Genomic DNA, 26,001 nt, shown 5'->3' with positions numbered 1-26,001 from the left:
AAGGGTAAGTGTTAATTTTCTAGTCAAGGTATTACAATTTATAAATTTTTATCTGATTATCAAATATTTACATAAAATGTATCACAAAAAAAAGAACCTATGAATTTCACAAGTTCTTTTCACTAAAACTAAACTAACAAACAAACTTCCAACTAATCGAATATTTTTAAAGTACTTCAATGAGTACGTTTTTTCTTTGTTTTTGCATTGTTATTAATGCTGTGAAATCAAATAAGTATTTTTTTTACACTTAAACAAATCTTCGTTAATACTTATTTACATTTCGTGGAAAAATACAACAATTACAGCTTCAAATACTAAATTCCTTTTCTTAGGTACTCGTTATGTACAAAACCACTCAATACTCTACAACGTACTCTAAGCCAATCGTTTTTCTCTTCTAAAATCTCTACTTTTTCTAAATTATTCAATCCTTGGTCAAGTACCTTAACCGCACTTGCCTGCCCTTCTTCCCTAATATTTAAATAACCGCTTTTAATTTTAACAGCAGGATATTCACCTTCCAAAGAGATATATTTCTTCGCCACCCAACCTTCAATACCTTGTGTTTCTACCTTAGACCATTCCTCTTTTATTGCAATTACCTTTAATTTTGTTCCTTTTTTTAACCTTTCAATAATTCTACTTTTAGCAGATGTAGAAGTTCTAAGGTTTAGTGATGAAGAAACATCTACAATTACCAAGTCTCCTTCCTTTATATATATTTCCTCCTCTTCTTCAGAAGTAGACTCTTTTTGGCTCGTTATAATTTCCAAGTCAAAATCGCATACCAACCCTATTAACTCTGAAATTGTTTTTCCAGAATTAAGCAGATCTAAAATGCCATCTTTGCTAATATTTTTACTTTTCGTTTTTAACTCTAAGTCTGCATAACCACGGCCTAAGAGTACACACCCTTTAGTATCTGTAAAAAAATTCCCTGAATGAATTAGAATATGTGATCTCCCGTTCACCTCTTTACCGTCTTGTTCTTGTATATGAAATGCTCTGTTGGCATAGGCTCCCACAGTTCTAAATGTTGCCTTATAATTTCCCGTTGGAATACATGAAATTCTATTTTTATTTTCCTTCCAAGGAAGCTCTAAAGTATCACAACAAAATATCTCATTTTGGTCATCATCCAAGAGTTGAAATGATCCAGTTGTTTGCAAAGGATGATAATTATTTCTTGTTAAAATTGCTTTCATTTCTATCAGATTTGTTTTCGGTATAATCACAACTTAAAGATTCTTAGGTGATAAGTCAATAATTGACACCCCTTACCTACATTCAATCCGGATTTTTTTTGCATATTTGCAGAAATTATTCCGACAATACTTCAACATTACTCAAGAGATGAAAGTACTCATTCTTGGCTCTGGGGGCAGAGAGCACACTTTAGCGTGGAAAATAGCCCAAAGTAATAAACTGACAAAATTATATGCAGCTCCAGGTAATGCTGGTACAGCTGATATTGCTCAGAACATTAATATCTCCGTAACAGATTTCCCTAAATTAGCACAATTCATCCTCAATGAAGGTATTGAAATGCTAATTGTTGGACCTGAAGCTCCTTTAGTTGAAGGTGTCGCAGATTATTTTGCGAACGACAAAAGCCTTTCACATGTAAAAGTTATTGGCCCTAAAAAAGCTGGTGCTTTACTAGAAGGCAGTAAAGATTACTCTAAGAAATTTATGGTTCGCCATAATATTCCTGCTGGTGCTTCTAAAACATTTACTTTAGAGACTATCGAGAGCGGTTATGTATTCCTAGAAATGCAAAAACCTCCTTACGTTCTTAAAGCAGATGGTTTGGCAGCTGGGAAAGGAGTTCTTATTATTGACTCTTTAGAAGAAGCTAAAAAGAGTTTAAAAGAAATGCTTAGTGGTCAATTCGGTGAAGCAAGTAAATCTGTTCTTGTAGAACAGTTCCTTGACGGCATTGAATTATCAGTTTTTGTAATCACAGACGGTAAAAACTACATCACTTTACCTGAAGCTAAAGATTATAAAAGAATTGGCGAAGGTGATACTGGTTTAAATACTGGTGGTATGGGAGCGATTTCTCCTGTTCCTTTTGCTGACAAGGCTTTCATGGAAGAAATTGATAAGACTATTGTTAAACCTACTATTGATGGTTTAGCAAAAGATGGTATCGATTATGTCGGATTCATTTTCTTTGGCCTAATTAAAGTGGATGGCAAACCTTATGTTATTGAATACAATGCAAGAATGGGTGATCCTGAAACAGAAGTTGTGATTCCTAGAGTAAAATCAGATCTTTTAGAAATTCTTGATTTAGCAGGTCAAAGAAAACTTGATCAAGCATCAATAGAATTTGAAGAAGGATATGCAACTACCGTAATGTGTGTTTCAGGTGGATACCCTGAGGCGTATCAGAATGGAAAAGAAATTACTGAATTAGATAAATTAAAAGATGTTACTGCGTTCCATGCAGGTACTACTTTTAGTGAACTAGGTGAAGTGGTAACAAACGGTGGTAGAGTGATTGCCTTAACAGGAAAAGGTCCTGATATGAAATCTGCTCTTGCTAAATCGTTTAAAGCTGCAGAAACCGTTAAGTTCGATAAAAAATACTTCCGATCGGATATAGGATTCGATCTTTAATCATTTGATTTATAATAGAGCCACTTAGTCTAACTAGGTGGCTCAATTAATTTACACAAACTCTATGAAAAAGGTGGGCGTTTTAGGTGGCGGTCAATTGGGACGAATGATGATCCAATCGGCTATGAACCTAAATATTCAAGTGAAAACTTTGGATCCAGATCCAAATGCACCATGTAAAGCTACTGCTCATGAATTTATTGTGGGCTCTTTAAATGACTACGATACAGTAATTGATTTCGCTAAAGATGTAGATGTTCTTACCATCGAAATTGAAAATGTGAATACTGAAGCACTTATTGATCTACAAAATAAAGGTGTTACAGTTTACCCTAAACCAGAACATATTCAAATGATTCAGGATAAAAGGGTGCAAAAACAATTTTATATTGATAACAACATTCCTACTTCTCCTTTTGTATTAATTGATAGCATTGATCAATTAAATAATCATACTGACATGCTTCCTGCTGTAATGAAAGTAGGAAAAGGTGGATACGATGGTAGAGGAGTTCAAGTAATGAAATCTACTGATGATTTTTCAAAAGGGTTTGAAGCTCCTTCTCTTTTAGAGAAAATGGTTGATATCGATAAAGAAATTGCCATTATCGCTGCTAGAAATGCTAATGGAGAAATAAGCATTTTTCCTGCTGTGGAAGTTGTTTATCATGAAAGTAACCTTGTTGACTACTTACTATCTCCTGCTACTATTACTACTGAAGTAGAAGAAAAAGCGAAGGAAATTGCCACGTCTTTAGTGGCAAAAATGGAATTTGTAGGGTTGTTAGCCATTGAATTCTTTGTCGACAAAGAAGGACAGGTTATCGTCAATGAAATAGCTCCAAGAACACATAATAGTGGACATCAAACTATTGAAGGTAATATCACTTCTCAGTTTGATCAACACATTAGATCTATTTTAAATCTACCCCTAGGTAATACTTCTAGACGTTCTGCCTCTGCTATGGTGAATGTTTTAGGAGAAAAAGGTTACACAGGGGAAGCTATTTATGAAGGTTTAGATGAAGTTTTAAAGCTTCCTGGAGTATATATCCACCTTTATGAGAAGTTCATGACAAAGCCTGAAAGAAAAATGGGACATATTACGATTATTGCCCCGTCTAAAGATGAGCTTTTTGATAAAGTAGATGCTGTAAAAAAACACTTTAAAGTGATTGCTTAAATTTTAACGTTTTAAGTCAAAATTACATCACATTAATTCATGTTGTTTTTTCTGAACAGTGCCTTTAAATAAAACCTCTATTTATATGTTTTTTAGCACTGTAACCACAAAAAGTCAATCATGAATTATTTTTGGCTTAGTACTTATTTTTGATAAATAAACAATAAAAGGGAATCAAGGTATTAATTATCTTAATTCCCTTTTTTTGGCATGATTTTCAACATTTTCATAGTGAAATTAAATCCTAAGTCATGTCTTATAAACTATTATTTTTTCTTCTTATTTCACCCATCTTTTGTTTTGGACAAAAGTATTTACCTTTCTCACAAGAGGGTAAGTGGGGAATCATAGATCAAAACAATACTATTTTAGTAGAAGCTGAATATCAATGTGCTACGCCAATTAAAAATGCTTCTTATTTTAGAATAGGAAAAAATAATAAATTAGGATTAATTGATCCAAAAGGAAACACCATACTTCCAATTCAATATCAAAGAATAGAATACATTGATGACAATATATTTATTGTATGGGAAGATGATGGGGCCTATTTAATCAACCATCAACAACAAAAATTAAATACAACACCTTATCAGTATATCTCTCCTTTTGATCCCTATTTAAAGATTCATAATAACAATAAAGAAGGTATCTTATCTAAACGTGGACAGTTAATCACACCTATACAATACGAACATATTGAAAAACAGCAACATGTTTTTATTACTAAAAGTGGACTTCATTTTGGCTTCTTAAATTCAAAAGGGAAAGAACAAATTGCACCTAAATACAACAATTTAGATTTTTTAGATCAAAATCATCTTGTGGGAAGTATATCGGGTGGACCTCTTAAAGAGGTTTTCGTTTTAGATAAAGAAGGAACTATTTTAGATAAAAAATCATTTAGCAAACCTCGCGATCTTACGCTGTATCAAGAAAGTTTGTACTTAAAATCTGAAGCACAAAAAGTAAAAAATGCTAGAGTTCAATATCCTCAATGGGTAGATATAATGGGCGATAAATATTTAGTTGCTCCTACTGGGAAAGTGATATTAAATAATGCTGCTTTTTTCTATGTTCATGAAGACCCTAAATCTGGGTTAACCATAGCCCGAAGAGAAGAAGCTGAAGGAGAATATGCCTATTATCTTATCGATCAGAAAAAAGGACGACCGCTTTTTAAAGATAGTTTTAAAGACATCGTATTAGATGACTATAACTATTCTGAATGGGCTAGAATTACAATTGACACACTTTGGGATGCCTTAATTAATAAAGAAGGAACGGTAAAACGACAAATCAATAACAACGGTAATGATTATAAAATACACAACATAGGAAACTTTTATGATCAACGTGCTTGGTTTAAAACTCACAATGGAAAATATGGAGTGATAGACAGCAATGCCAAAGTGGTAATCCCTCCTATTTATAACGTAATCTCTGATTTTAATAATCAACAAGCTGTTGTTCAGAAAAATCATGCATTTGGATTAATAAATACTGATGGTGAAATTATTGTTCCAATCACCTATAATGGGTTTTCCAAACTCCACAACGGTTGGTATACCGTTAAAAAAGGAAATGGTAGTTTAGGGAAATGGGGAATAATCAATGAAAAAGGACAATCTATTTTACCTTGTAAATATGATAAAATATACCTCGATGATAAAGGAGCAAATACCAAGTTAAATGGGAAATGGGGCCGCTATTTGAAATCAAATAAGTGGGCTTTTCAACCTAAAATACCTGTTGATGAAATGCACCCATTTACTTCCTCTATTTCAAGAATCCAAAGAAAACCAAAATACGATCCAATTGATAGGAAGACATTAATTGGTTATCAATTAGAAGGGTATATCGATGAAAAAGGAAACATCATCATCCCTCCTATCTATAATGAAATTATTGGTTTTGAGAAAGCATGGGAAAAGAAAGAAGGAATTGGTATACTTAAAAAAGGCAATAAAGTCGGATATGTAAATTACTTAGGAGAAGTAGTATTAGAAGCAAAATACCTATCAGCAGAAGGTTTTGTAAACATTTGGTCCTTGCATGATGGAGCTATTGTAGTTAAAACTAAGGATAACACTTACAATGCTGTCGATTATAATGGTCATGAATTACTAACGGAAGAGTTTGATTTTCTAGCAGAAAAATTCATCCAAATTCACCATGACAGTTCAGGGGTTTGTATCGCTGGTGTCAATAGTAAAAAAGGCTTAATTGATTTTGAAGGAAAACGTCAATCTCCTTTCATTTATCAACAGTTATTTGAATTGGATAACTCTCATTTTATTGCACAAAAAGATAATAAATGGGGTATTATAGCAGCTAATGGTGATACTCTTTCTGCATTTGAACACACAAAATCTGCCCCTTTATATGGAACTTATGCTATCAAGTACTTAACTGATTCTAGTGCTCAATTTAAGATTACCTCAGAAGGAAAATGGGAGTCAGGAAAATTTGATACTCCTTCAAAAGTACTACTCGATAAAAGTCATGAATATAAATACTATCATATTGATAGTGATTATGCTATTGTTTCAAAAAAAGGAAAATCAAAATTAATGGGAGTTATTGATGCCTCAGGGAAATCATTAACCAAATTTGAGTTCAAAAAAATTGGTCCATTTAGAGAAGGTTTAGCATTTGCCCAGAAAGATGGTAAAACTGCAAAAGATCGAAAGTATGGTTTTATCAACAAAAAAGGTAAATGGATTATTTCTGCTAAATACAATAAAGCAAAGAGCTTTTCTAATGGTAGAGCAGCAGTAAATATGAAAAATAAATGGGGTTACGTAAATCCAAATGGAGAAGTAATCATTCCCATAAAATACAATCAAGCAGAAGACTTTAAAGGTACTATTGCAGAAGTCGATCATCATTATTTAATTGATCTCAATGGAAAACAAGTGGGAAGCATTAACGATGAAGAACAACTTCTAAAAAGTAAACATGGTAAAGGAATTGTAAAAGGGATTGGCTATCAACAGCATATTTTCTACAATGGCTTAGCTTTATCTGCAAGAAAGTTTGATGAAGTTACCTTATTCAATGCATCAGGAATTGCTTTTGTCAAAACTGGTGATGTTTGGGAGTTAACTAGAAAAATAAATAAAACTACAACAAAGAAGAAATTCACCAAATTTGATATGGAGCTCTATCTATCAAAATTTGGAAATAAAAGAAGAGTAGTTTCTTCTACTGGCGATGTTGCTCAAGATATGGGTTTTGAAAAAATCAAATCAGGAAAATGGAGAATGATTGGTATTGATGGACAACCTTTAAATAGTATCTTATTTAATAATGTGACCTACCTAGAAGAAGATGATGAGTTTATAGTAGAAACAACAACAACAGAAGAAATTGTCAACTTTGATGGTGAAACGCTAACAAAAGAAAATGTTTTAGGTAGTAGAGTAACACCTAATAATCAAATTATTATAATCGATCAAAAAGGAAACAACTCACTTCTAAAAAATAAGAGCAAGTATAAATAAATCATACTTGCTCTTACATAAATGATAATGTTTAACTTTTACTTAAACAGCCCACTCCATTAATGATTGTGCCTGCTCAATACCTTTATTAGTTAACGATGCTTGTGTTTTGTATCCGTTGGTTTTAATATCTTTGATTAAACCACTGTGATGCATTTTATTGACTAGTCCGTTAATCTCATCCGTTGTAACGCAAATTCCAAGGTTTTTGGCTACATCTTGGAATGTTTGACCTGACTGTAGGCATAATCCTACTAAAATTTTAGATATTTTTTTTTCTTTGGACATGATAGTGAATGTTATAGTTCTTGTATTAGTTATTTGGCTTAATAATTCGTTCGGCAGTTAAAATATAATATTGAATACTACTAAACAGCCGAGTTCATTAATTTCATCGCTTGCTTTGAACCTTTAGCAGTTAGGACTCCACTTGTTTCATTTCTCGTCCTTTTTACCTTAGAAATAAATCCTCTAGCTTCTAATTGAGATGCTAAATCATTTAATTCATTGGAATTAACATTGATACCAAGATTTTTTGCAATTGATTGTAATGATTGCCCTGTGTTGAGACACATTCCTATAAGGAATTTCGAAAATTTTACTTCGTTCGACATCTTATTTTAGTTATTTATAGAAGGTTATTAACTTATTTAATCTAATCCGGGGTTATTCTTTTTTATTTTATTGAATCCGGGGTTATGGTTATTTCTTTGATCGTCAATTGATTTAATAATTCGTAACAATACAAATATCTTTTTCCGCAACCGATTTCGCAAGTTTTCTCTGTTAATTGTTTGTAAATTTTAATTGTATGAATAACAATTAATTAGAGTTTATATACAATAGATATTAATATAACATGATGAAAGTTATTAAACTAAAATCATTATACTATCTTTGTCCGTTCACTTAATAAAAAACATGAGTAGTATCAGAAATATTGCTATAATCGCTCACGTCGATCATGGCAAAACAACATTGGTAGATAAAATGTTGCACGCGGCACAATTGTTCCGCGAAAATCAAGAAACTGGAGAGTTAATTCTTGACAACAACGATCTTGAACGTGAGAGAGGTATAACTATCCTTTCAAAAAACGTTGCTATTGAATATAAAGGAGTTAAAGTCAATATTATTGATACTCCCGGTCACGCCGACTTCGGTGGCGAGGTTGAACGTGTATTGAAAATGGCGGATAGTGTATTGCTTTTAGTAGACGCTTTTGAAGGCCCAATGCCTCAAACAAGATTTGTACTTAGTAAAGCACTTTCTTTAGGTCTTAAACCAATTGTTGTTATCAACAAGGTAGATAAGCCAAACTGTAGACCAGACGAAGTTCATGATCAAGTATTTGACTTGTTCTTTAACCTTGATGCTACTGAAGAACAATTAGAATTCCCTACATTCTATGGTTCATCTAAGCAAGGATGGATGGGTACTAGCTGGGAAAATCCTACAGATTCTATTGTTCCTCTATTGGACGGAATCGTTGATTTAGTTCCTGAAGCTCCATCACCAGAAGGAGATCCTCAACTACAAATTACTTCATTAGATTTCTCAAGCTTTGTTGGACGTATCGCGATCGGTCGTTTAACTAGAGGTACACTTAAAGAAAGATCTTTTGTAGGTTTAGCTAAAGCTGATGGCACTACTAAAAAAGTTCATATTAAAGAACTTCAAACTTTCAGAGGTTTAGGTAGAGAAAAGGTATCAGAAGTTAAAGCCGGTGATCTTTGTGCCATTGTTGGTATTGATGATTTTGAAATTGGTGATACTGTAACATTGTTTGAAAATCCTGATCCACTACCTCGTATGGCTATCGAAGAGCCAACAATGAGTATGTTGTTCATGATTAACAACTCTCCTTTCTTTGGTAAAGAGGGTAAATTTGTAACATCTCGTCACCTTCGTGATCGTTTATATAAAGAAACTGAAAAGAACCTTGCTCTAAGAGTAGAAGCAACAGACTCTGAAGATAGATTTATTGTTTACGGTCGTGGTATTCTTCACTTGGCTGTATTGATTGAAACAATGCGTCGTGAAGGTTATGAATTACAAGTAGGTCAGCCTCAAGTATTATTCAAAGAGATCGATGGTGTTAAAAACGAACCTATTGAAACATTAGTAATTGATGTTCCTGAAGCAGTATCTGGTAAGGCTATTGAATTAGCAACTCAGAGAAAAGGTGAGTTATTAATTATGGAACCAAAAGGTGATATGCAACACCTTGAATTCCAAATCCCATCAAGAGGTATTATTGGTTTAAGAAACAATATCCTTACTGCAACTGCAGGTGAGGCTATCATGACACACCGTTTTAAGGAATATGCTCCTTTCAAAGGTGAAATGACTACTAAATCAAATGGTGCGATCATCTCTGATCAAACTGGTACTCCTACTGCTTACTCTTTAGACAAGTTACAAGATCGTGGTGTATTCTTCGTTGATCCAACTGAAGAAATATATGAAGGTCAAGTTATTGGTGAATTCAACAGACCAATGGACTTAAGAGTAAACATTATCAAGGGTAAGAAATTAACGAACATGCGTGCATCTGGATCTGATGATAACAGTAAAATTGCACCTAAGCGTTTATTCTCACTTGAAGAATGTATGGAATACATCAGAGAGGATGAGTTAGTAGAGGTAACTCCTGAAAACATCCGTATGAGAAAAATCAAACTGAGATAATGATCAGTTTATAAAATACAAAACCTCATTAGTTTATCTAATGAGGTTTTTTTTATCTTAAATTCTAGAGTTCATCATCTATCATTATAGAAGCACACAATAAAACGGTAGCCACTAAACAAATATCTACTCCTACTTTATATATTTCTCTTGATGATATTTTAACTAATATTCTTTTTGTAGAAAATGACATATTTTACTCTTTTTGGTTCTATTTATTATATCATTCCAAAGAAAATATCACCAAAATTTAAAGTACAAAAAAAGGTAGCTTAGAATCCTAAACTACCTTTCCAACTTAGTATGAAATGAAATGAATTATTACTTTTATATTTTATATTTCTTTATCTATTCTAAAGAATTGTAAACGAATCAGAATATTTATTTCCTTCTACAGTTAATACTGCTCTGTAAGTCCCCTCTGGAAAACTTGATAAATCTATTTTTTTCAAGTTTTTCGCTCCTGCTATAAACTTCTGATCAAAGATCGTTACATTCTTATTATTGTATAACGCTAATTTCACAGGTCCGTTGACTTCATTTCCAATTGTTAACAATAATTTATCAAATTCAACTGATAATGATAAATTGGATTGATGCGAAGTAAGTGTATAACTCATCAAAATAGCATTTTTATCAGGTGTGATAAAAAAGTTTCTAATAAGATGATTCCCTTCAAAATTCATTATGAAGGTATATTTACCTACAGATAGCGTTGAAAAATCAAGAGTGGCCTTATACTTACTCTCATTGTTAATGTCACGTTTTACAACAATGTTTTCATTCGCATCTTTGATCATAAGTTGCACTTCAGCTCCTTCCATATTATTGATGCTAATCTCAACGGATTTACCATCTTTAGAAGCCTTAAATTGATATGACAAGCCTTTTTTTGCCAATGAGATGTTACCTATGAATAGTAATGGTAACAGTAGTAGAAAGTATTTTAAAAATTTAGTTGTTTCCATGATACTTCAAGTGGAAAAGTTGGGTAAGAATTTATTATTGTAATTGAATGCATTAATCAAATGCATTATAAATCATAATCAACTAATAGATAGATACCTTTAGTCAACATAAAACAAGTTGTTTGTTGCACAAAAATAAAAACCATAATACAATTTAAAAACTTATTTACGTGGGTAAGAATATGTATTTTAGTACAACAATATTTAAAACTACGTAACCTTCTGATTAATAGTTTTCTAATTAGTTCCCTTTTTTTGTAATTATTAAATATTTAATAAAAAGTTAATATACAATACTAATTAAATACTATAATTGAAGAAAAAATCAGCCACATAACCTTTTATATAATTATCCTTATTTAGTTTAAGGTTGTTATATTTGTACATCCATTATTCTATATTTAATTCAAAAAATTTGAAACAACACTTCATATATATCCTGTTTTTTATATTTCATTTTTCAAAAACAAATGCACAGTTCTTGACAAATGATAGTTATAAATATCAAACGGCCCAGGAAGTTCTAGAAACTATATCAAGAACTAAAGGCGATAACAGAAGTGTTCCCATTCTTAAGATATCCAAAGAACCTCTATACATTGCTAAATATTTCCCTGGAAATAGTAATCATTATATCTACCTAGATGAGAAAGTATACGATTTATGTAGTTCAACAGGTAGTGACTCTTTAAATGCCCTTGCTTGTATTATTGGACATGAATTAGGGCATTATTATGAAAATCATGCAAATAACTTTGGATTTTCTACGGTATCCGAAATTCATAGTCAAACCACTTTAGAAGACGAAGCAGATAAATTTGGATTATTTTATGGGGCAGTTGCAGGTTATAAAACTCATATAATTTTCCCTAAAATTCTGGATAAAATTTACGACAGCTACAAACTAAGTGATAATATAAAAGGGTACCCTCCTCTAAACGAAAGAAAAAAGATAGTTCAAAAAGCTATATCTGAAGTAGAAGCACTCATCAACATCTATCAAATGGGACAAAATCTTTACGCTATACATCAATATGAAGCGTCTAAAAGTTGTCTACAATTTATTATCAATCATTTCCCAAGTAAATTAATCCATAACAATATTGGTGTATGTAAATTAAATATGCACTTAAACAGTGTCAAAGACCAATCTTTGTATCCCTATATTTATCCGTTTGAATTCGATGTTAGAGTTAAAAAGAAAGTAACTACTGAATTAATTAGTAGAAACATGACCTTTGATTTAATTGATGAAGCTATTCAAGATTTTAAAATAGCGATAGAATTAGACCCAAACTACGAAATAGCCTATATCAACTTGGCATGTGCTTATTCTATTCGTGGAAATCAAGATGCAGCAAGTGGTGTAATCATTGATTTAAAACAAAAGAAAAATACTCTTTCAGAAAATGCTTATCTCATTCAAGGGATAAGTAAGGCATTAAATGAAGATTATACCTCTGCAGAAAGTATCTTTAAGCATCTTCATTCGGATAGTGATATCAACAACTATAACAAAAAGGTTTTGAAAGCTGAAATGAATAAAGAAGCTTCTTACTATGATAATTTCATGGAGTGGGTCAATACTTTTTTTGAGAATGAAAACGAAATTGTAAATCAAAGAATTCATACCTCCCCAGAAACTGAAAAAATAAATAATCTACTTCCTGATGACCTTAAAATAACGGATCAATTTCATGAAGTAGACTTAGGTAATTGGGCAGTATTGTACTACCATGATGAAGGAAGTGTTGGAAAATATATATACAGAAATAAAACCACTGAAGTCTGTATCATACAAACATTCGATAATCATCAAAGCAGTAGCTCAAAAGATATTTCTATTGGAGATGACATGAGTAAAGTGACCAATATGGAGCATTATGGGTTTCCAACCTTTAGATGGAATAATAGACCTTATACCATTCTTACCTATTATGATACCCAACTAGGATTCACGTTTGAAAATAAGAAAGTAGTCAATTGGTTCCGATGGTCCATCCAAAATTAATTATTTTAGCAAAAGTGGTGTTTCCGTAAACTCAATAAAGTAGTTTTTATTATCTAACTTCAATTGAAAAGATGGAGTTGCTGTAGCATCAAACAATAGGTTAACGTTATGTTCTTTAACATCGTTTTCAAAATATAGAGACAAAACTCCATTATTAAATTTATAATGGTTTTTGAGTTTTTTATTCATGAATAATTTCACCTGAATATTTTGTTGTTCTTCTTTAGCAAAACCTAACCCTTCATTTTTCTCTTCTACCTGTATTGAATATTCAGAGATCATCTTCATAGAGTTTTGAGGAGTACTATCTGAATTAAGGTAAAATAAGCCTGTGAAAGCAACTATTAAAACTGACGCTGCAATTCCTACAATCCTTGTAAACTCTATCTTTCTTTTTTGGTCTTCTTGAGGGTGTTCAACTTTAAAAACTACTTTTTTAGTTTCCTCAATGTCAGCTGTATTTGCTTTTTGCTCAAAAGAGTTTAATCTATCTTTTAATAGATTCCTTTTTACTTGTTCTATTAATAACTTTTGAGCATCAATTTCTAATTTAAAATCTTTGTCTTCCTCAATTTTATTTTGAACATATTCCTCTAGTTCTTCCGACAAAGAGTTATTTAAATAATCGTCTATTAAAGTCGTTTTATCTGGAAGAAATGTAGACTCAAACTGTTTAAGTTTATCTATTAATGTTTTCCTTTCTACAAAATCTATTAAATATTGATGAGCTTCAAACTCAATTTTAAAGTTTGCATCATCATTTAACTTCTCTTCAAAAGCCAATACCTCATCTTTATTTAATGTTTTATCTAAATAAGCATCAAATAATGTAGTTATTTCTTGATTTTCCATTTTACCATCCTTTTGATTTAAGTATTCCAACCGCTTCCTTTCTTGCCTTTTCCATACACTTATTCAATTGAGATGTTGCAGATCTAGCGTTAGCAAAACCCATTTGCTCTGCTATTTGAGCCATAGACATCTTTATCTTTGAATATTTAGATAAAATGAGATCTTGGCATTTATCACCTAAATGATTTATTATTTCTGATAAATCATCAAACAATTCGTATTGTTCTTCATCAAAGTTGACAGATTCATCCAATAAAGAATTATCATGATCTAATTCATCATTCTTTCCTTTATTGTTTCTCAAATACACTCTCCATTGATTATAAGCCAATGTGTAAATGTAATTTTTAAGATTAGAATCTTCTCTTACTTTATCTCTTTCGACATTTTTATGAAGATCAATAATCACATTCTGAAAAACCTCTTTACCTGCTTCTTCATCACCTCCGTTCTTTTTAACAAGACTTATTACCATTGACTGATAATTGGTGTATAAGTAAGTCCATGCGGATTCTTTATGTACTTTTAGGTCCTCTAATAAAGTGTTTAAGGATGTTTTATATTGTTGATGTACCATCATTAGTTTGATCTATAAAATTCAATACTACTAAATTAAGCTCAATTCTTTAAAAGAGAATATTCGCAAGCACTTTTTTATTTAAAACACCCATTAATATCAAATATTAGAAAGGATAAGGGTATTCATTTCATTCAATGAATACTTTACACTATGTTATATCAATAAAATGAAAAAGTCACCTCCTTATTAGGGAGATGACTTTTTTAATTAAAAATAAATGTAATTATTCAGAAGATGATGTTTTTTGCTCATCATAATCTCTTTTCATTACTTCTCTCTGACGTTGTCTTGTCGATTCTTTTCGAGATTTTTCAATTTCAATTTTTTGCTCCACTGTACAAGGATAATCAAACAAACAATATTGTTTAATTTGATCAACAACTACTTGTGGTACCATACTTTCCCAAGCAGAATTATTTTCTTTAATCATTTGTAATACTTTATCTGAAATAATATTTAGATTTTCTGTATCACAATTAGATAAGTCCTCTACTTTATTGGCATCAACCATAGCATTGAAAAGAGAACGAATCTCTTTATCCATAATCATGTTTTTACTTGTCAGAACAGTTTGCTTATTATGATCATGATCTCTCGAAAGAGAAGGATAAACATAAAGCTTAATATTTCTACCAAATAAGAATCCAAAGGCTTCTAAAATACCGCCTTTAAGGTGTTCATAATATTTAGGAGTAAAAATGTATTCCAAGTTATACATACCTACTGCAACGCCAATTTTTCTACCTCTAGTAAATCGAGAAAGGTAATTGGTTAATCTATAATACTCTTGGTATTTAGAGATCATTACAGTGTACCCTAACGAGCAAAGCATATCTATTCTATCTAAGAAATCGCTTTCATCTTTTTTACGATCCTCAGATATTCTTAGGTTCGCTAAGGTAAGCTCGGCAACTGTTACTATATTATTTTCGTCTACTTCAGGGTCGTTCTTAAAATGTTCATAAGAACGCTCCATCATATCGATGTTTACTTTGGTAATTGGTCTAAATCGACCTCTAAGTACCAAGATGTTTTTCTTGTAAAGGAATTCTTGTGGTAAAGCCACTTGACCGTCAGGGCCAAACATAGTTGTTTTTGCTAATCCATTTTTTACTAATAATAGACTTAACAAACGGTTATCTACGTCTAAGAAATCAGGTCCTGATACCCTTACGAAGTTGACAATAATTTTATGAATACTTAATTCGTCCATCAAAGAACTTAAAAAGTCGTCCACATTGTCTGTCATGTAAAAACATGCATAGATTAAATTGACACCAAGAATACCAATAGTCTCTTGTTGTAAAAGTGGATCATTATCTTTTAGTTCTACGTGAAGTACGACCTCATTGGCTCCTCCATTAGGTTTTGTCTGAAAACGTAAACCTAACCAACCATGTCCTTGGTTTGTTCGATTAAAGTTAAGCTGTTCTACAGTATCTGCAAAAGCAAAAAAACAAGTACTATCTGATCTTTTAGGTAAACGCTCTCCAAGTAAGCTAAACTCTTTATGAAGCATGCGCTCTACCCTACTTTGACAAACATATCTACCTCCTGGTTCTGGACCATAGATAGCGTCTGAAAAAGCCATATCGTAAGCGGACATTGTTTTTGCAATAGTACCTGAAGCGGCACCTGCTTTAAAGAAATTAGCAGCCACATCTTGACCTGCACCAATTTCTGCAATTGAACCATAAATATTTGGATCAAGGTTAATTTTTAAAGCCTTTTCCTTTGTGGTCAATTTGTTGAATCCCATAATATTTGGTACTCTGTTTATGCTGTGTGAATATATAATTTGTGTTGGATGAAAGACATTATATAGTTTAACCCCACAACACCTTCAATGTTATAGTAGTCTTACAAATACAATACCTTAATGTTCACTCCACAAATGTAAAATTTATTTATGGATTCGTTCCACTATTAAGTGCCTTACCATCAAAATAATGTAATTATTACACTAATTATCACGAAAACAAAATATGACTAAAAAATTGTCAATAAATAGTCTAATAACACTCGTGACTTTTAATGAAAATGATTTTCTATTAAATCATTTGAAATCGATATTTTCAAAATAAACTTAAAAAGTCTAAAAAGATCCGTAGATCTTACGAATTACCCATTCTGAAAACAGTAAAATAAAAATAAATGCCAACATCCAATAAGTTGAACCTAGTTCTTTATAGGTCTCTTCTGCATGAATTTTTTGAGGCGATTTATTACTTTTCATCAAATCGGTGAAGCTATCAATACTAGATGCATCAAAGAATCCTCCACCTGTTTTATCTGAAATATTTCTCAATAATTCGAAATTAGCCGTTGGATTTAAAGCTTCTAATTCCATTGTTTTTACTGTAAAACTTCCCGTAGCATATTCTGTTTTATCATCAATTTTAGTTGATGCTTTATACGTGTAAACACCTTCAGATAGATCTGACAAATGGTATTTAAAATATGGGGAAGAATTTAAATAAGTATAAGTAGATTTCTCTCCTTTATCATTTCTAATAACTAGATCTATTGTTTGTCCATAAATAGATTCATAGATATCATTATATACATCTGTTTCGATCACAACATCTTCAATATCTGAATATTCAGATTGGGTTGTGTTTACTCTAAATCTTCTTTTATCTGTTTTAGTAGATAGATATTGAATCACCTTACTAATTAGTTCATCAACTGCTCCTTCTTCTAAGTTGAGTAACCCTTCTTGTAGCCTCCACTGCCATAATCCTGTACCCACAGTTACTGCAGACTTTATCTCATTAGTTTCTCCTATGATCATAAATGGTTTGGAGGTTGTCACACTTCCAATTTTATGATACATCAGTGTATGACCGGATTTTAATTCATATTCTCCAAAAGGAACTTCTATTGGAGGCATTTTTTCTATCAGATCTTTTTTCTCTTTCTGGAAGGTAAAAGTCTTAAAGTTGTCATCAAAAGCAACGGTTACTTTATCTTTTTGTCCTCTGTAACCTTTAATCATTAAAAGAGAGTTTTGGGCATTAAACAAATTAATGTCTGTTTTATCACCTACAATATACCAAATAGGCAATCCTTCCTTTAAAAACTTTTTGATCAGCAACCCTGCTTTTTGTTTGATATTGGGAAATTCATGAAGAATCACTAAATCATATTTTGCTTTTTTATCATACCCTAATCCATTTTTAAATTTTAAACCAGGGATATAGACGTGCAATTCATAATTTTTATTTTTCTCAACTCCTGCACGAATAGCTTTAATATCAGGGTGTGGTGCATTGGCTATAAGTAAAATCTTTTCTTTACCTTCAATTACTTCTACGTAAGTAGATTTTAAATTATTTTCTTTTGAGAATTCACCATCAAGACCTCTTACAGAAACAGTAAATTTTTGATAGCCTTTCTTTTTAGCTTCAACTAAAAACTCTATTTGTTCAAAACCTTTCTCACTTGCGATTTTATAACGTTTACGCTCTAATATTTTTCCGTTATTGCTTAAAGACACTTCTACTTCTTTCCCTACAAACCCTTCGTTTACAATTTCAGCCAATACAGGGAATTTATTTCCCATATAAGCTATTTTATTAGCATAAATATCTTTTACCTGAAGATCTATTTGTGGAATGGTATCTCCTATACCTACTGTATAAATAGGCACTAAAGATGGAACATAAAGTGGAGAAAAGCCCTGATTAAAAATACCGTCAGTAACTAAGGTAATACCAGCAAGGTTTTCGTGTTCATTCAGCTCCTCTAACTTTTGAATAGAATTACTTAAGTTGGTCACTTTATAATTAAAAGACAGTTGATCTAAACTAGCTTTTGTCAGCATTTCTCCACTTAAATTATAAAACTTAGTTGTGTAACCATTGTTCTCTAATTCTTCAGCAGAGGTTTTAACCTTATTGATATAAGCTTTTACATCTTCAATAGGGAGTGTGGCTATCATTGATTCTGAATCATCAATAATATAAGAAATGATAGGTTGCTCAAAATACCTCTGAAGACTTTTAATCATAGGATCCAACAATAAGAAAAAAATCATCAGTAAAGCTGTAAACCTTAAGACAATCAAAATTCTATTGATGTTCAGTGTCCAAACCTGTTTTTGAGTGTAGAAAAAATAAGTAGCGATAGCACATAGGGTAATTCCTAAGAACATCCACCACCAAGAGTATTCAATATATAGTCCATTCATGGATTTAGATTTCCAACTTCTGCTTTATTAAAGTGTCGATTGATAGATAATTATTCAACTATCAAATAAACTGATACTAAAAGTTAAAATCAATTCTTAGAGTATGCAATAAAAACCGTAACTATTTCGAATTAAAGATTGGCTGAAGCATTAATTCCATATAAAACTCCTTCATTCACCTTATCTATCATCATTTTAGCCCCACCTACAAATGCAGGAGGTAGTGAATAGACATAACTTAAAACATAATATTGTACTAATGTTGTGTTTTCATCTAATGCATAATAGAAGGAAATTTGACGAGTAAGGTAATTGGTTTTCTGCATCATCACTCTATCAAAATTGGACCCCTCTTTAACTACTGTACGTGTTGGCTGTAGAGTTTTATCTTCCCATTTTAATTCTCCCAATGATTGAATCATAGATTCAACATGCTCTTGCATCACCTTTTCATTGGGGTCGAATACATTAATAATAAATTCGTATGATGGATTAAATTTACTTCCTTTAGCCTCATACAATTTATCTTTTTTGGTTACTTCATACCCTTCTACATTGCTGTTTTGAAACTTTTCAGATAATATTTCTTCTTTAGTAAATACTTTTCTAGGAAGAATAGCAGTACCTCTAGACATCAAAAGATAAAAGTCTTCCTTCTGATCTTCTGAGCTACGAAGAATATCATACATCCATTTATCTTTCTGAAATTCAACTCCTTTTGGACTAATAGATTTAAAAGAAATATCATAACAGATATTGTAAATCTGAATCTTATTATTCATCAAATCCTTAGATTTTAATGTATAATTAGATTCATTTTCCTCATTTAAACTGTATTGGGCTTGAGTAAAAAAAGGGATTAATAAGGCAAATAAAAAAGGTATTTTTTTGATCATTAGTCTATACTTCTCATTATAAATAATATGGTTCTTACCACGTAAGTTACAATAAAAGCGACTAACATTCCTTGATAAAAGTAAGACCATTGAGGTTCTTCTTGTATTATATACATGACCCCTAAAAATACAGGGATATAGCCAATAACAAAAAAAGTAAAGAACTTCAGCTCTCTAAATATAATTGACCAATTCATTTCTTTTTCTTGTGTTTTTTGTTAGATGATTTTTTTTGAGGAGCTTCTTGCTGATCTTGCTTTTGAGGTGCTTTTTTAGATAATTGTATCAATAAAAAACAAGCCCCTGACAACATAAAAAGCCAATAGCTACTAGGTATACCATAATGAAAAGTTTGGTGTACCCCAATAATGAAAAAGGCGGCACCAAGTGCCACCAATATCGTTTGTTTCATATCTTTTTGGTTAGTCTACGTACACTGAACCAGTAATATAAAGAATTTCGTATTCTTCAGGATTGTTTTGGTTTGCACGCATACCTTTACCTGTAACAATTTCATTTTCTGTTGTAATCTTTACATTATCATCTGTAAAAATATCACCAGTTTCTTTATTAAAGTGCAAAGTATCTGTTTCTAATTTTTGCCCTTTCTTAAAGTCTTCTAATACAACATTAGAATACACTGTATACATAGTACTGTCTGCAGTATAAATAGCACTATCAGCAATCAAATGAGAAGACTCCTCTTTTGTTTCCTGATCATAAGTAATGATATCGATTCCATCAGGATATCTTTCATTACCGTTTTTATAACGCATTTGTACCTTTGCTTTTAATTTATTTTTAGGCATTGCATCTTCTGTATGCATTGTCTCAATATTAAAAGCAGTATAATCTGGAGTATCAACTCCTAGTGCTATTTGTCTTGCTTCTTTTTTAGTTCTTGTTTTTTTTCCACAAGAGAATAATGCTACTGAAGCAATTAATAATATGAATATCTTCTTAACCATTGTTTGTCTTGTTGTTATGTGTAAACACTTGACACTACAAAAATATACATAAGATTGATCTTTGTAGCTAGATTAACAGTATTTTAGTTTTTATAGACTAATTTCTTCTGTCAACCGTATGAATTTCTGTTTTATTACCTACTGAAGTGATTAATAAAAACTGTTGAAGCTCTGATTTATAAATCATTTTTATTTCTGATTCATTCTCTAAACTTGATGAGATAAATGGTTTACCGTTGGAGTAATACAAATATGTTTTCTTCTCTTTCGGAAAAGTGATAGAGACTATTTCTGCATCTATACCAAAATCAAAGCATTGACCGATAGCTAAAGATTTCTCTTTAAATTTCTTGGAGAACATTAACTGCCCTCCAGAATTTTTGATCTTGATATGGCCATATCTTTGATCCATTATTAAATAATTCCGATTTCTTGCTTCATCAATCAATAATTGAAACCTTCTATTTGAAGCTCTATCTCCCAACATCTCAAGGCGTTCTACTCCACCTTTTGCGTTAACTTCTACAAGTTCCCCAATCTTAGATATGAAAGTAATAGAAGTCCCCTCTAAAGTAGCATCTTCTACGACAAAAATCTTTGGTGAAACCTTCTTTCTAAATAGTTTAGGAAAACCATTCATATATCTCCCTTCAGCATCAAATAGAATCAACTTTCCTTCATCTGATAGAGTAATCACATAATTTTTAGCATTAGACTCAAATACATAAGGTGGCATACATAATTTCTGCAATGTATTCACAGGTTTCCACTTCCCTCTTAAATTTCCATTCGGGTCCATGCCATAAATATTCCCAAGGGTATCTACAGCTAAAAGAATTCCTTCTGTATTCTGATAAAAATCTTTACTTCCATCGGCATGCCATGGCAACCACTTTAAATAGGCTACTTTAGAGATATCAGGTAAATTAACAGGGTAATCACTATAATATTGAGCTTCTCTTGAAAGATGAAGTACTCTATTATTTTGACTTACGAATAAAGACGATTTTTGATTTTCATCCCAAATTAATTCAGGTTTTGATGATAGTTCAGCATCAAATTCTTGATAAAAAACAGTATCTCCAGTAAAATTATAAGCCTCTAAAATATTTTCCTTATCAATCAAAGCAAACCCTTCTATCCCTCCGAAAGCATCTTTATAAACAAAGGGAGGATATTTTAAAGTCACTCCGGTCTCTTTAGAAAAGAGAAGTTCTGCCACTCTTTCCTTATCTTCTCTTAATTCACCACTAAATAAACCTGACCATTCAAATTTATTGGATTGATATCCCCAAACCTGATAATTTAGGCTTAATAATAATTGACGATGTCGATTAAAATAACGTTGATAAGATGGCGATAATGCATTGATTATCGAAGACCAAGAAGTTTCAGAGTTAAAAACCATCGAAGCTTTAAACTTTGTTGATTTCAACTTTTTGATTAAAACATTAAACTGTTTTTGATTGACCCACCTTCTTTTTACCAACCAATCGTTAAGCCATTTTGATAATGTAGGTAGATCCCCACAGATCACAAGAAAATTATCTACCTTAACAAGGTAAGTAACTGAACTTTTTGCTTGAAAATTTATTCCAAACATACCTCCAGTGAGGTCACCTTCTTTAATTCTTAATATTGAAAACCCACTCCTACCAATAACTTCAGCTTTGGTTTTTGTTGCTTTTTCGTATGATCGTTTAAAATCTATAAGATCTTTATCTAGGGCAATATTATCTTCAATTTCAAAGAAAAAAAGACTATTCCATGTATTACCGGTCACGTTAGCAACTGTGGCTTTTACAAAATCTCCTTTTAAATGATTTGTCAGTAATTTTGGTTGAATCCCTTTTTTATCAAATGATTGCTGTCTGGATGAAATAAAATTAGAACTTCGGGTGTTACTAAATACTTTTGATTGTTGGATAAACCCTTCTACATCACGGACATTCCATCTTTCATAAAAGGCTATATCATCTGTCATCATCTTAAAAGTATGATCTTCAGAAGATCCTAAATAGTCATCAACATAAGCTAAAAAACTATCCTTTGATAATTGATTATGTGCTTTTACAGTAACTTCGTTCTCTTTCTCCTCACAATCGTATAGCCTTAACCCAAAGGTATAGCTCAATAAATCAGGAAACGGATGCTCCTTTCCTAAATCTTTCATCCCAGCAAACCATTCCACAATAGCATTTGGTCGAAGCCAAATATTTACTCCGTCAATTAACTTATTAGAAGAATTGTATTGATGAAATTGTTGATTTAGAGTTTCGAAATAATATTCATCATAAAAACGTTCACCATCATTTCTAATGGCTTCTTCAATCCATAATGCATCTGTTGATGCGACAATAAAATTTCTAATTTTTGCGACTGATAAAATTTCACCACTCAAGTCAAACTCTTGAACTTCGACTCCTTTATACTGTCTGTGAAACCTTTTATTGGGTAAACTTTTTAGTTGCTTAAAATAATCTAAGTAAAAACGTTCCTCTGTTGGAATATAAAACGACCAAGAAGAATATTTACTTCCCGTTGAGTTTAAAGAAAAATAGACATTACCTTTCACCCCTAGTCTAGGGTTGTTTACAGCAGAGTCTAATAAAGTTAAAAATTGATTTAAAATTTGAGACGACTTCTTACCACCTTCTAAATCATTTAATGCATTTAAAAACGTGGACGAATCTTTTACAGCAATAAGCTGTTCAGGATGCTCTACTTCTATTAATGCAATTGCTTCACTAGCAACTACATGCCATATATCGGTTTCGTAAGCAGATTTTCTGGCAAAATCAATAAAATAGAACCCGATAAATATAAATACCAGGGCTATTAATTGAGTGATAAAAAGCTTTTGTTTGTTGATTAATTTAGGCAAGGGAAAATGATTTATTATCCTTTACTTTTAATATTCATTTGGTCAAGAAGTTCTTCTAAAATGCGATTGTATAAAGCATCAGAAGCAGTTCTTTTAGTTACAGCTTTACTAGCATGAACTACCGTACTATGATCTCTTCCTCCAAATTGATTACCAATAGATTTCAATGGTTCTTTAGTATATTCTTTTGAGAAATACATGGCAATTTGTCTCGCCTGAGCAATATCTTTCTTTCTAGTTTTGGACTTCAGTTCATCGACAGAAATACTAAAATACTCAGAGACTATTTGTTGTATAAACTCAATAGTAATTTCCTTCTCTGTATTTCTAACAATATTAAGAAGGGCATTTTTAGCCATGTCAAGATCTACTTGTTTCTGCATTAATGATGCATTTGCCACTAAAGAAACAAGAGTACCTTCTAACTCCCTTATATTCGAATCAATATTATAGGCTAAATATTCAACAACATCATCAGGCACCATCACTCCTTCAGACATCAATTTTTGCTTAACAATAGCCACACGAGTTTCAAAGTCTGGCTTTTGAATATCAGCAGTTAATCCCCATTTAAACCTTGACAATAAACGATCTGTTAAACCTTCCAAACTTCTTGGAGGTCGATCTGTAGTCATGATTATTTGTTTACCATTTTGATGTAAACGGTTAAAAATATGGAAGAAATTCTCCTGCGTTTTCTCTTTCTTAGCCAAGAATTGAATATCATCAACAATTAGTACATCTACCTGTAAATAGTAGTTGGTAAATTGTTGAACATTATTGTTTTTAAGTGCTTCAATAAATTGAGTTGTAAATTGCTCGGAAGAAACATACAATACAAATTTTGAAGGATCACTGTACTTTACTTCATTACCAACAGCCTGTGCTAAGTGAGTTTTGCCAAGTCCAACGCCACCATATACTACTAAAGGATTGAAAGCTGTTGCTCCAGGTTTTCTAGCAATTGCGATACCTGCAGATCTAGCCAATCGATTACAATCACCTTCGATAAACGTTTCAAATGTATAAGTTGGATTCAAGTAAGACTCTCTATATGAGCTTTCCTGAGCATTTGGCACTCGAAAATGATCAACAAAGCCATCCATATCCCCTCCTTGAGGTTGTGTTGGAACTCGTCTTTGTTGTTGTTGGTGTTGTTGTTGTTGCTGCTGTTCCATCATTCTATTTTGCTGAGAATTACGGTATTGCGGCATATTATCATTCCCACTCTTTCTATACTGAGGAGGATTTTGATAACTATTATTATTTTGATTTCCTACAACATTGTCCCTATTTTGATGAGGATTATTGTTGGAAGACTGAGGCATTTGCCCCTGATTATTATTATTATTTGGAGGATCTCCCCATAAATTTCTTCCTATGTTGTTTGGAGGTTGTGGGCTTCCATAAGGATTAGGCATTGAGCTATTCTGATCAGAGTAATAAGAATTCCCATCATTATAGTTCTGGTGCTCATTATTTGTAGAATGATTTTGATTAGGGTTAGGGTTAGGAAACCCATCATTCTGCATATAGTTTTGTCTATTTTTTTCTAAGTTTTCCTTAGCATATGGGTTCGGATGAGAAGGTCTTTGATGTTGATCGAAAGAATTCCCTCTTTGTTGCCCTCCTTGGTTTTGAGAAGAGTTTTCTTGATAAGAAGGATTATAATCCCCTTGATTAGAATTTGGTCTATTAGGATTGGCTGAATTATCTTGCTGAGGGGTGTTATATTGCTGCTGAGCACCATAACCACCTACTTGATTTCCATTACCATATCCATTTTGACCATAATTTTGATCTTCTTGTTGAGGTGATTGTGGTCCTCTTTGAACGGTAAAAGGTGCATTTTTAGGACGTCGAGTCATCATCATAGAATACTCTAACTTTCCTTGAGGTCCTAAAACGGCACTAATAGCTTTTTTCAGGACATGCACATAATATTCCTCTAGCCATTCATAAAAGAAGGGACTTGGAACTGCAATTGTCAAGACATTATTCTCCAGTTTAACGGGTTTAATAGGAATAAACCACGTATGAAAACTCTGTGCAGAGATCTCATCTTTTATAATGTCAAGGCAATTACGCCATACTGTTACACAATCATTTCCCATTTAAATTCCTCCTCTTCTATCTGTGCTCGAAAATATTAATGAAATAATATGCTAAAATAACGTTTTTGTCCTAATTGTTCATAAGTTATAAACAATAATTAGTTAAAAATTATTTCGCCTTCTCAATACATTAACACAATTATTTCTCGTTTGAACCAAATTTCAAAAATTTGGCAAACAAAAAGCCCAAATCTTTTAAAAAGATTTGGGCTTAATTTTTATCATCTAGATAATTATTCCGCTGAAGGAACAACTGAGATGAAAGATCTCCCCAATCTTGACTTTTTGAACTCTACAGTTCCGTCAACAAGTGAAAATAATGTGTGATCTTTACCCATCCCTACGTTAGAACCAGCATGGTGTTTAGTACCACGTTGTCTTACTAGGATGTTACCAGCTTTTGCAAACTGACCTCCGAAAATTTTCACACCAAGTCGTTTACTTTCCGACTCTCTACCGTTTCTTGAGCTACCCGCTCCTTTCTTGTGTGCCATGTTTTTTTATCGTTAGGAATTTCGGTTCCAAATA

The 26,001-nt window shown here is 32.0% G+C and carries 19 protein-coding genes and 2 pseudogenes; 5 read left to right on the top strand and 16 right to left on the bottom strand.

The features are described 5' to 3' along the window. Positions 1–317: 317 nt before the first annotated feature. On the bottom strand, positions 318–1,208 hold the full coding sequence (locus NH26_RS17695) for a DUF5675 family protein (protein ID WP_052431859.1): 891 nt from the start codon (positions 1,206–1,208) through the stop codon (positions 318–320). A gap of 148 nt (positions 1,209–1,356) precedes the next feature. Between NH26_RS17695 and purD the strand changes: the two genes are divergently transcribed. The 3 genes from purD to NH26_RS17680 all read left to right on the top strand — a co-directional run bounded on the left by purD (position 1,357) and on the right by NH26_RS17680 (position 7,317). Next, a complete protein-coding gene (gene purD, locus NH26_RS17690; protein WP_044220139.1) occupies positions 1,357–2,628 on the top strand; it encodes a phosphoribosylamine--glycine ligase in 1,272 nt (423 codons plus the stop codon). Positions 2,629–2,692: 64 nt separating this feature from the next. Beyond that, positions 2,693–3,811: a 5-(carboxyamino)imidazole ribonucleotide synthase gene (locus tag NH26_RS17685; RefSeq protein ID WP_044220342.1), complete on the top strand. Its 1,119-nt coding sequence runs from the start codon at positions 2,693–2,695 to the stop codon at positions 3,809–3,811. 251 nt (positions 3,812–4,062) lie between these two features. After that, a complete protein-coding gene (locus NH26_RS17680) occupies positions 4,063–7,317 on the top strand; it encodes a WG repeat-containing protein (RefSeq protein WP_044220135.1) in 3,255 nt (1,084 codons plus the stop codon). A 42-nt stretch (positions 7,318–7,359) separates the two neighbouring features. Here the strand turns inward: NH26_RS17680 and NH26_RS17675 are convergent, their stop codons facing one another. Further along, on the bottom strand, positions 7,360–7,605 hold the full coding sequence (locus NH26_RS17675; RefSeq protein ID WP_044220134.1) for a hypothetical protein: 246 nt from the start codon (positions 7,603–7,605) through the stop codon (positions 7,360–7,362). 80 nt (positions 7,606–7,685) lie between these two features. Then, complete coding sequence (locus tag NH26_RS17670; RefSeq protein WP_044220131.1) at positions 7,686–7,931, bottom strand: hypothetical protein; 246 nt, start codon at positions 7,929–7,931, stop codon at positions 7,686–7,688. 307 nt (positions 7,932–8,238) lie between these two features. Here NH26_RS17670 and typA point away from each other — a divergent pair, with 307 nt between their 5' ends. After that, a complete protein-coding gene (gene typA / locus NH26_RS17665; RefSeq protein ID WP_044220129.1) occupies positions 8,239–10,008 on the top strand; it encodes a translational GTPase TypA in 1,770 nt (589 codons plus the stop codon). A 353-nt stretch (positions 10,009–10,361) separates the two neighbouring features. On the opposite strand, the gene NH26_RS17660 is transcribed toward typA, so the two are convergent. Beyond that, positions 10,362–10,976, bottom strand: coding sequence for a DUF3244 domain-containing protein (locus NH26_RS17660; protein ID WP_044220126.1), 615 nt, complete (start codon positions 10,974–10,976; stop codon positions 10,362–10,364). Positions 10,977–11,457: 481 nt separating this feature from the next. Here NH26_RS17660 and NH26_RS17655 point away from each other — a divergent pair, with 481 nt between their 5' ends. Continuing rightward, a complete protein-coding gene (locus NH26_RS17655; RefSeq protein WP_044220124.1) occupies positions 11,458–12,987 on the top strand; it encodes a hypothetical protein in 1,530 nt (509 codons plus the stop codon). On the opposite strand, the gene NH26_RS17650 is transcribed toward NH26_RS17655, so the two are convergent. The 12 genes and pseudogenes from NH26_RS17650 to rpmA all read right to left on the bottom strand — a co-directional run bounded on the left by NH26_RS17650 (position 12,988) and on the right by rpmA (position 25,967). Next, positions 12,988–13,839, bottom strand: a complete 852-nt coding sequence (locus NH26_RS17650) for a hypothetical protein (protein WP_139263151.1) — start codon at positions 13,837–13,839, stop codon at positions 12,988–12,990. A 1-nt stretch (position 13,840) separates the two neighbouring features. Beyond that, positions 13,841–14,419, bottom strand: a complete 579-nt coding sequence (locus tag NH26_RS17645; RefSeq protein WP_084812225.1) for an RNA polymerase sigma factor — start codon at positions 14,417–14,419, stop codon at positions 13,841–13,843. Between the two features lie 223 nt (positions 14,420–14,642). Next, positions 14,643–16,178 carry a hypothetical protein gene (locus NH26_RS17640; RefSeq protein ID WP_044220118.1) on the bottom strand — a complete coding sequence of 512 codons (1,536 nt, stop codon included), beginning with the start codon at positions 16,176–16,178 and terminating at the stop codon, positions 14,643–14,645. A 336-nt stretch (positions 16,179–16,514) separates the two neighbouring features. Then, positions 16,515–18,611, bottom strand: coding sequence for a hypothetical protein (locus NH26_RS17635; protein ID WP_044220115.1), 2,097 nt, complete (start codon positions 18,609–18,611; stop codon positions 16,515–16,517). Positions 18,612–18,742: 131 nt separating this feature from the next. Continuing rightward, entirely contained in the window at positions 18,743–19,507 is a 765-nt protein-coding gene (locus tag NH26_RS17630) for a hypothetical protein (RefSeq protein ID WP_044220113.1), read from the bottom strand. Then, entirely contained in the window at positions 19,507–19,704 is a 198-nt protein-coding gene (locus NH26_RS17625; protein WP_044220110.1) for a hypothetical protein, read from the bottom strand. Before NH26_RS17625 ends, NH26_RS17630 begins: the two co-directional genes overlap by 1 nt. Next, positions 19,701–19,919 (bottom strand): hypothetical protein, encoded by a 219-nt coding sequence (locus NH26_RS17620; RefSeq protein ID WP_044220107.1) that lies wholly within the window; start codon positions 19,917–19,919, stop codon positions 19,701–19,703. Before NH26_RS17620 ends, NH26_RS17625 begins: the two co-directional genes overlap by 4 nt. A gap of 10 nt (positions 19,920–19,929) precedes the next feature. Then, complete coding sequence (gene lptC / locus NH26_RS17615; protein WP_044220104.1) at positions 19,930–20,475, bottom strand: LPS export ABC transporter periplasmic protein LptC; 546 nt, start codon at positions 20,473–20,475, stop codon at positions 19,930–19,932. 97 nt (positions 20,476–20,572) lie between these two features. Beyond that, positions 20,573–23,359, bottom strand: coding sequence for a hypothetical protein (locus NH26_RS17610; protein ID WP_044220100.1), 2,787 nt, complete (start codon positions 23,357–23,359; stop codon positions 20,573–20,575). Between the two features lie 14 nt (positions 23,360–23,373). After that, positions 23,374–24,510 (bottom strand): annotated as a pseudogene (gene dnaA / locus NH26_RS25140) (chromosomal replication initiator protein DnaA); the annotation flags it as partial. A gap of 819 nt (positions 24,511–25,329) precedes the next feature. Continuing rightward, positions 25,330–25,473: pseudogene (locus NH26_RS25765) on the bottom strand (DnaA N-terminal domain-containing protein); the annotation flags it as partial. A gap of 233 nt (positions 25,474–25,706) precedes the next feature. Continuing rightward, positions 25,707–25,967 (bottom strand): 50S ribosomal protein L27, encoded by a 261-nt coding sequence (gene rpmA / locus NH26_RS17600; RefSeq protein WP_044220097.1) that lies wholly within the window; start codon positions 25,965–25,967, stop codon positions 25,707–25,709. Between the last annotated feature and the right edge of the window lie 34 nt (positions 25,968–26,001).

The sequence above is a fragment of the Flammeovirga pacifica genome, from assembly GCF_000807855.2.
Taxonomy (GTDB): Bacteria; Bacteroidota; Bacteroidia; order Cytophagales; family Flammeovirgaceae; genus Flammeovirga; species Flammeovirga pacifica.
The sequence above is the reverse complement of the archived record's forward strand: the minus strand, read 5'-3'. Positions and strand labels throughout refer to the sequence as shown.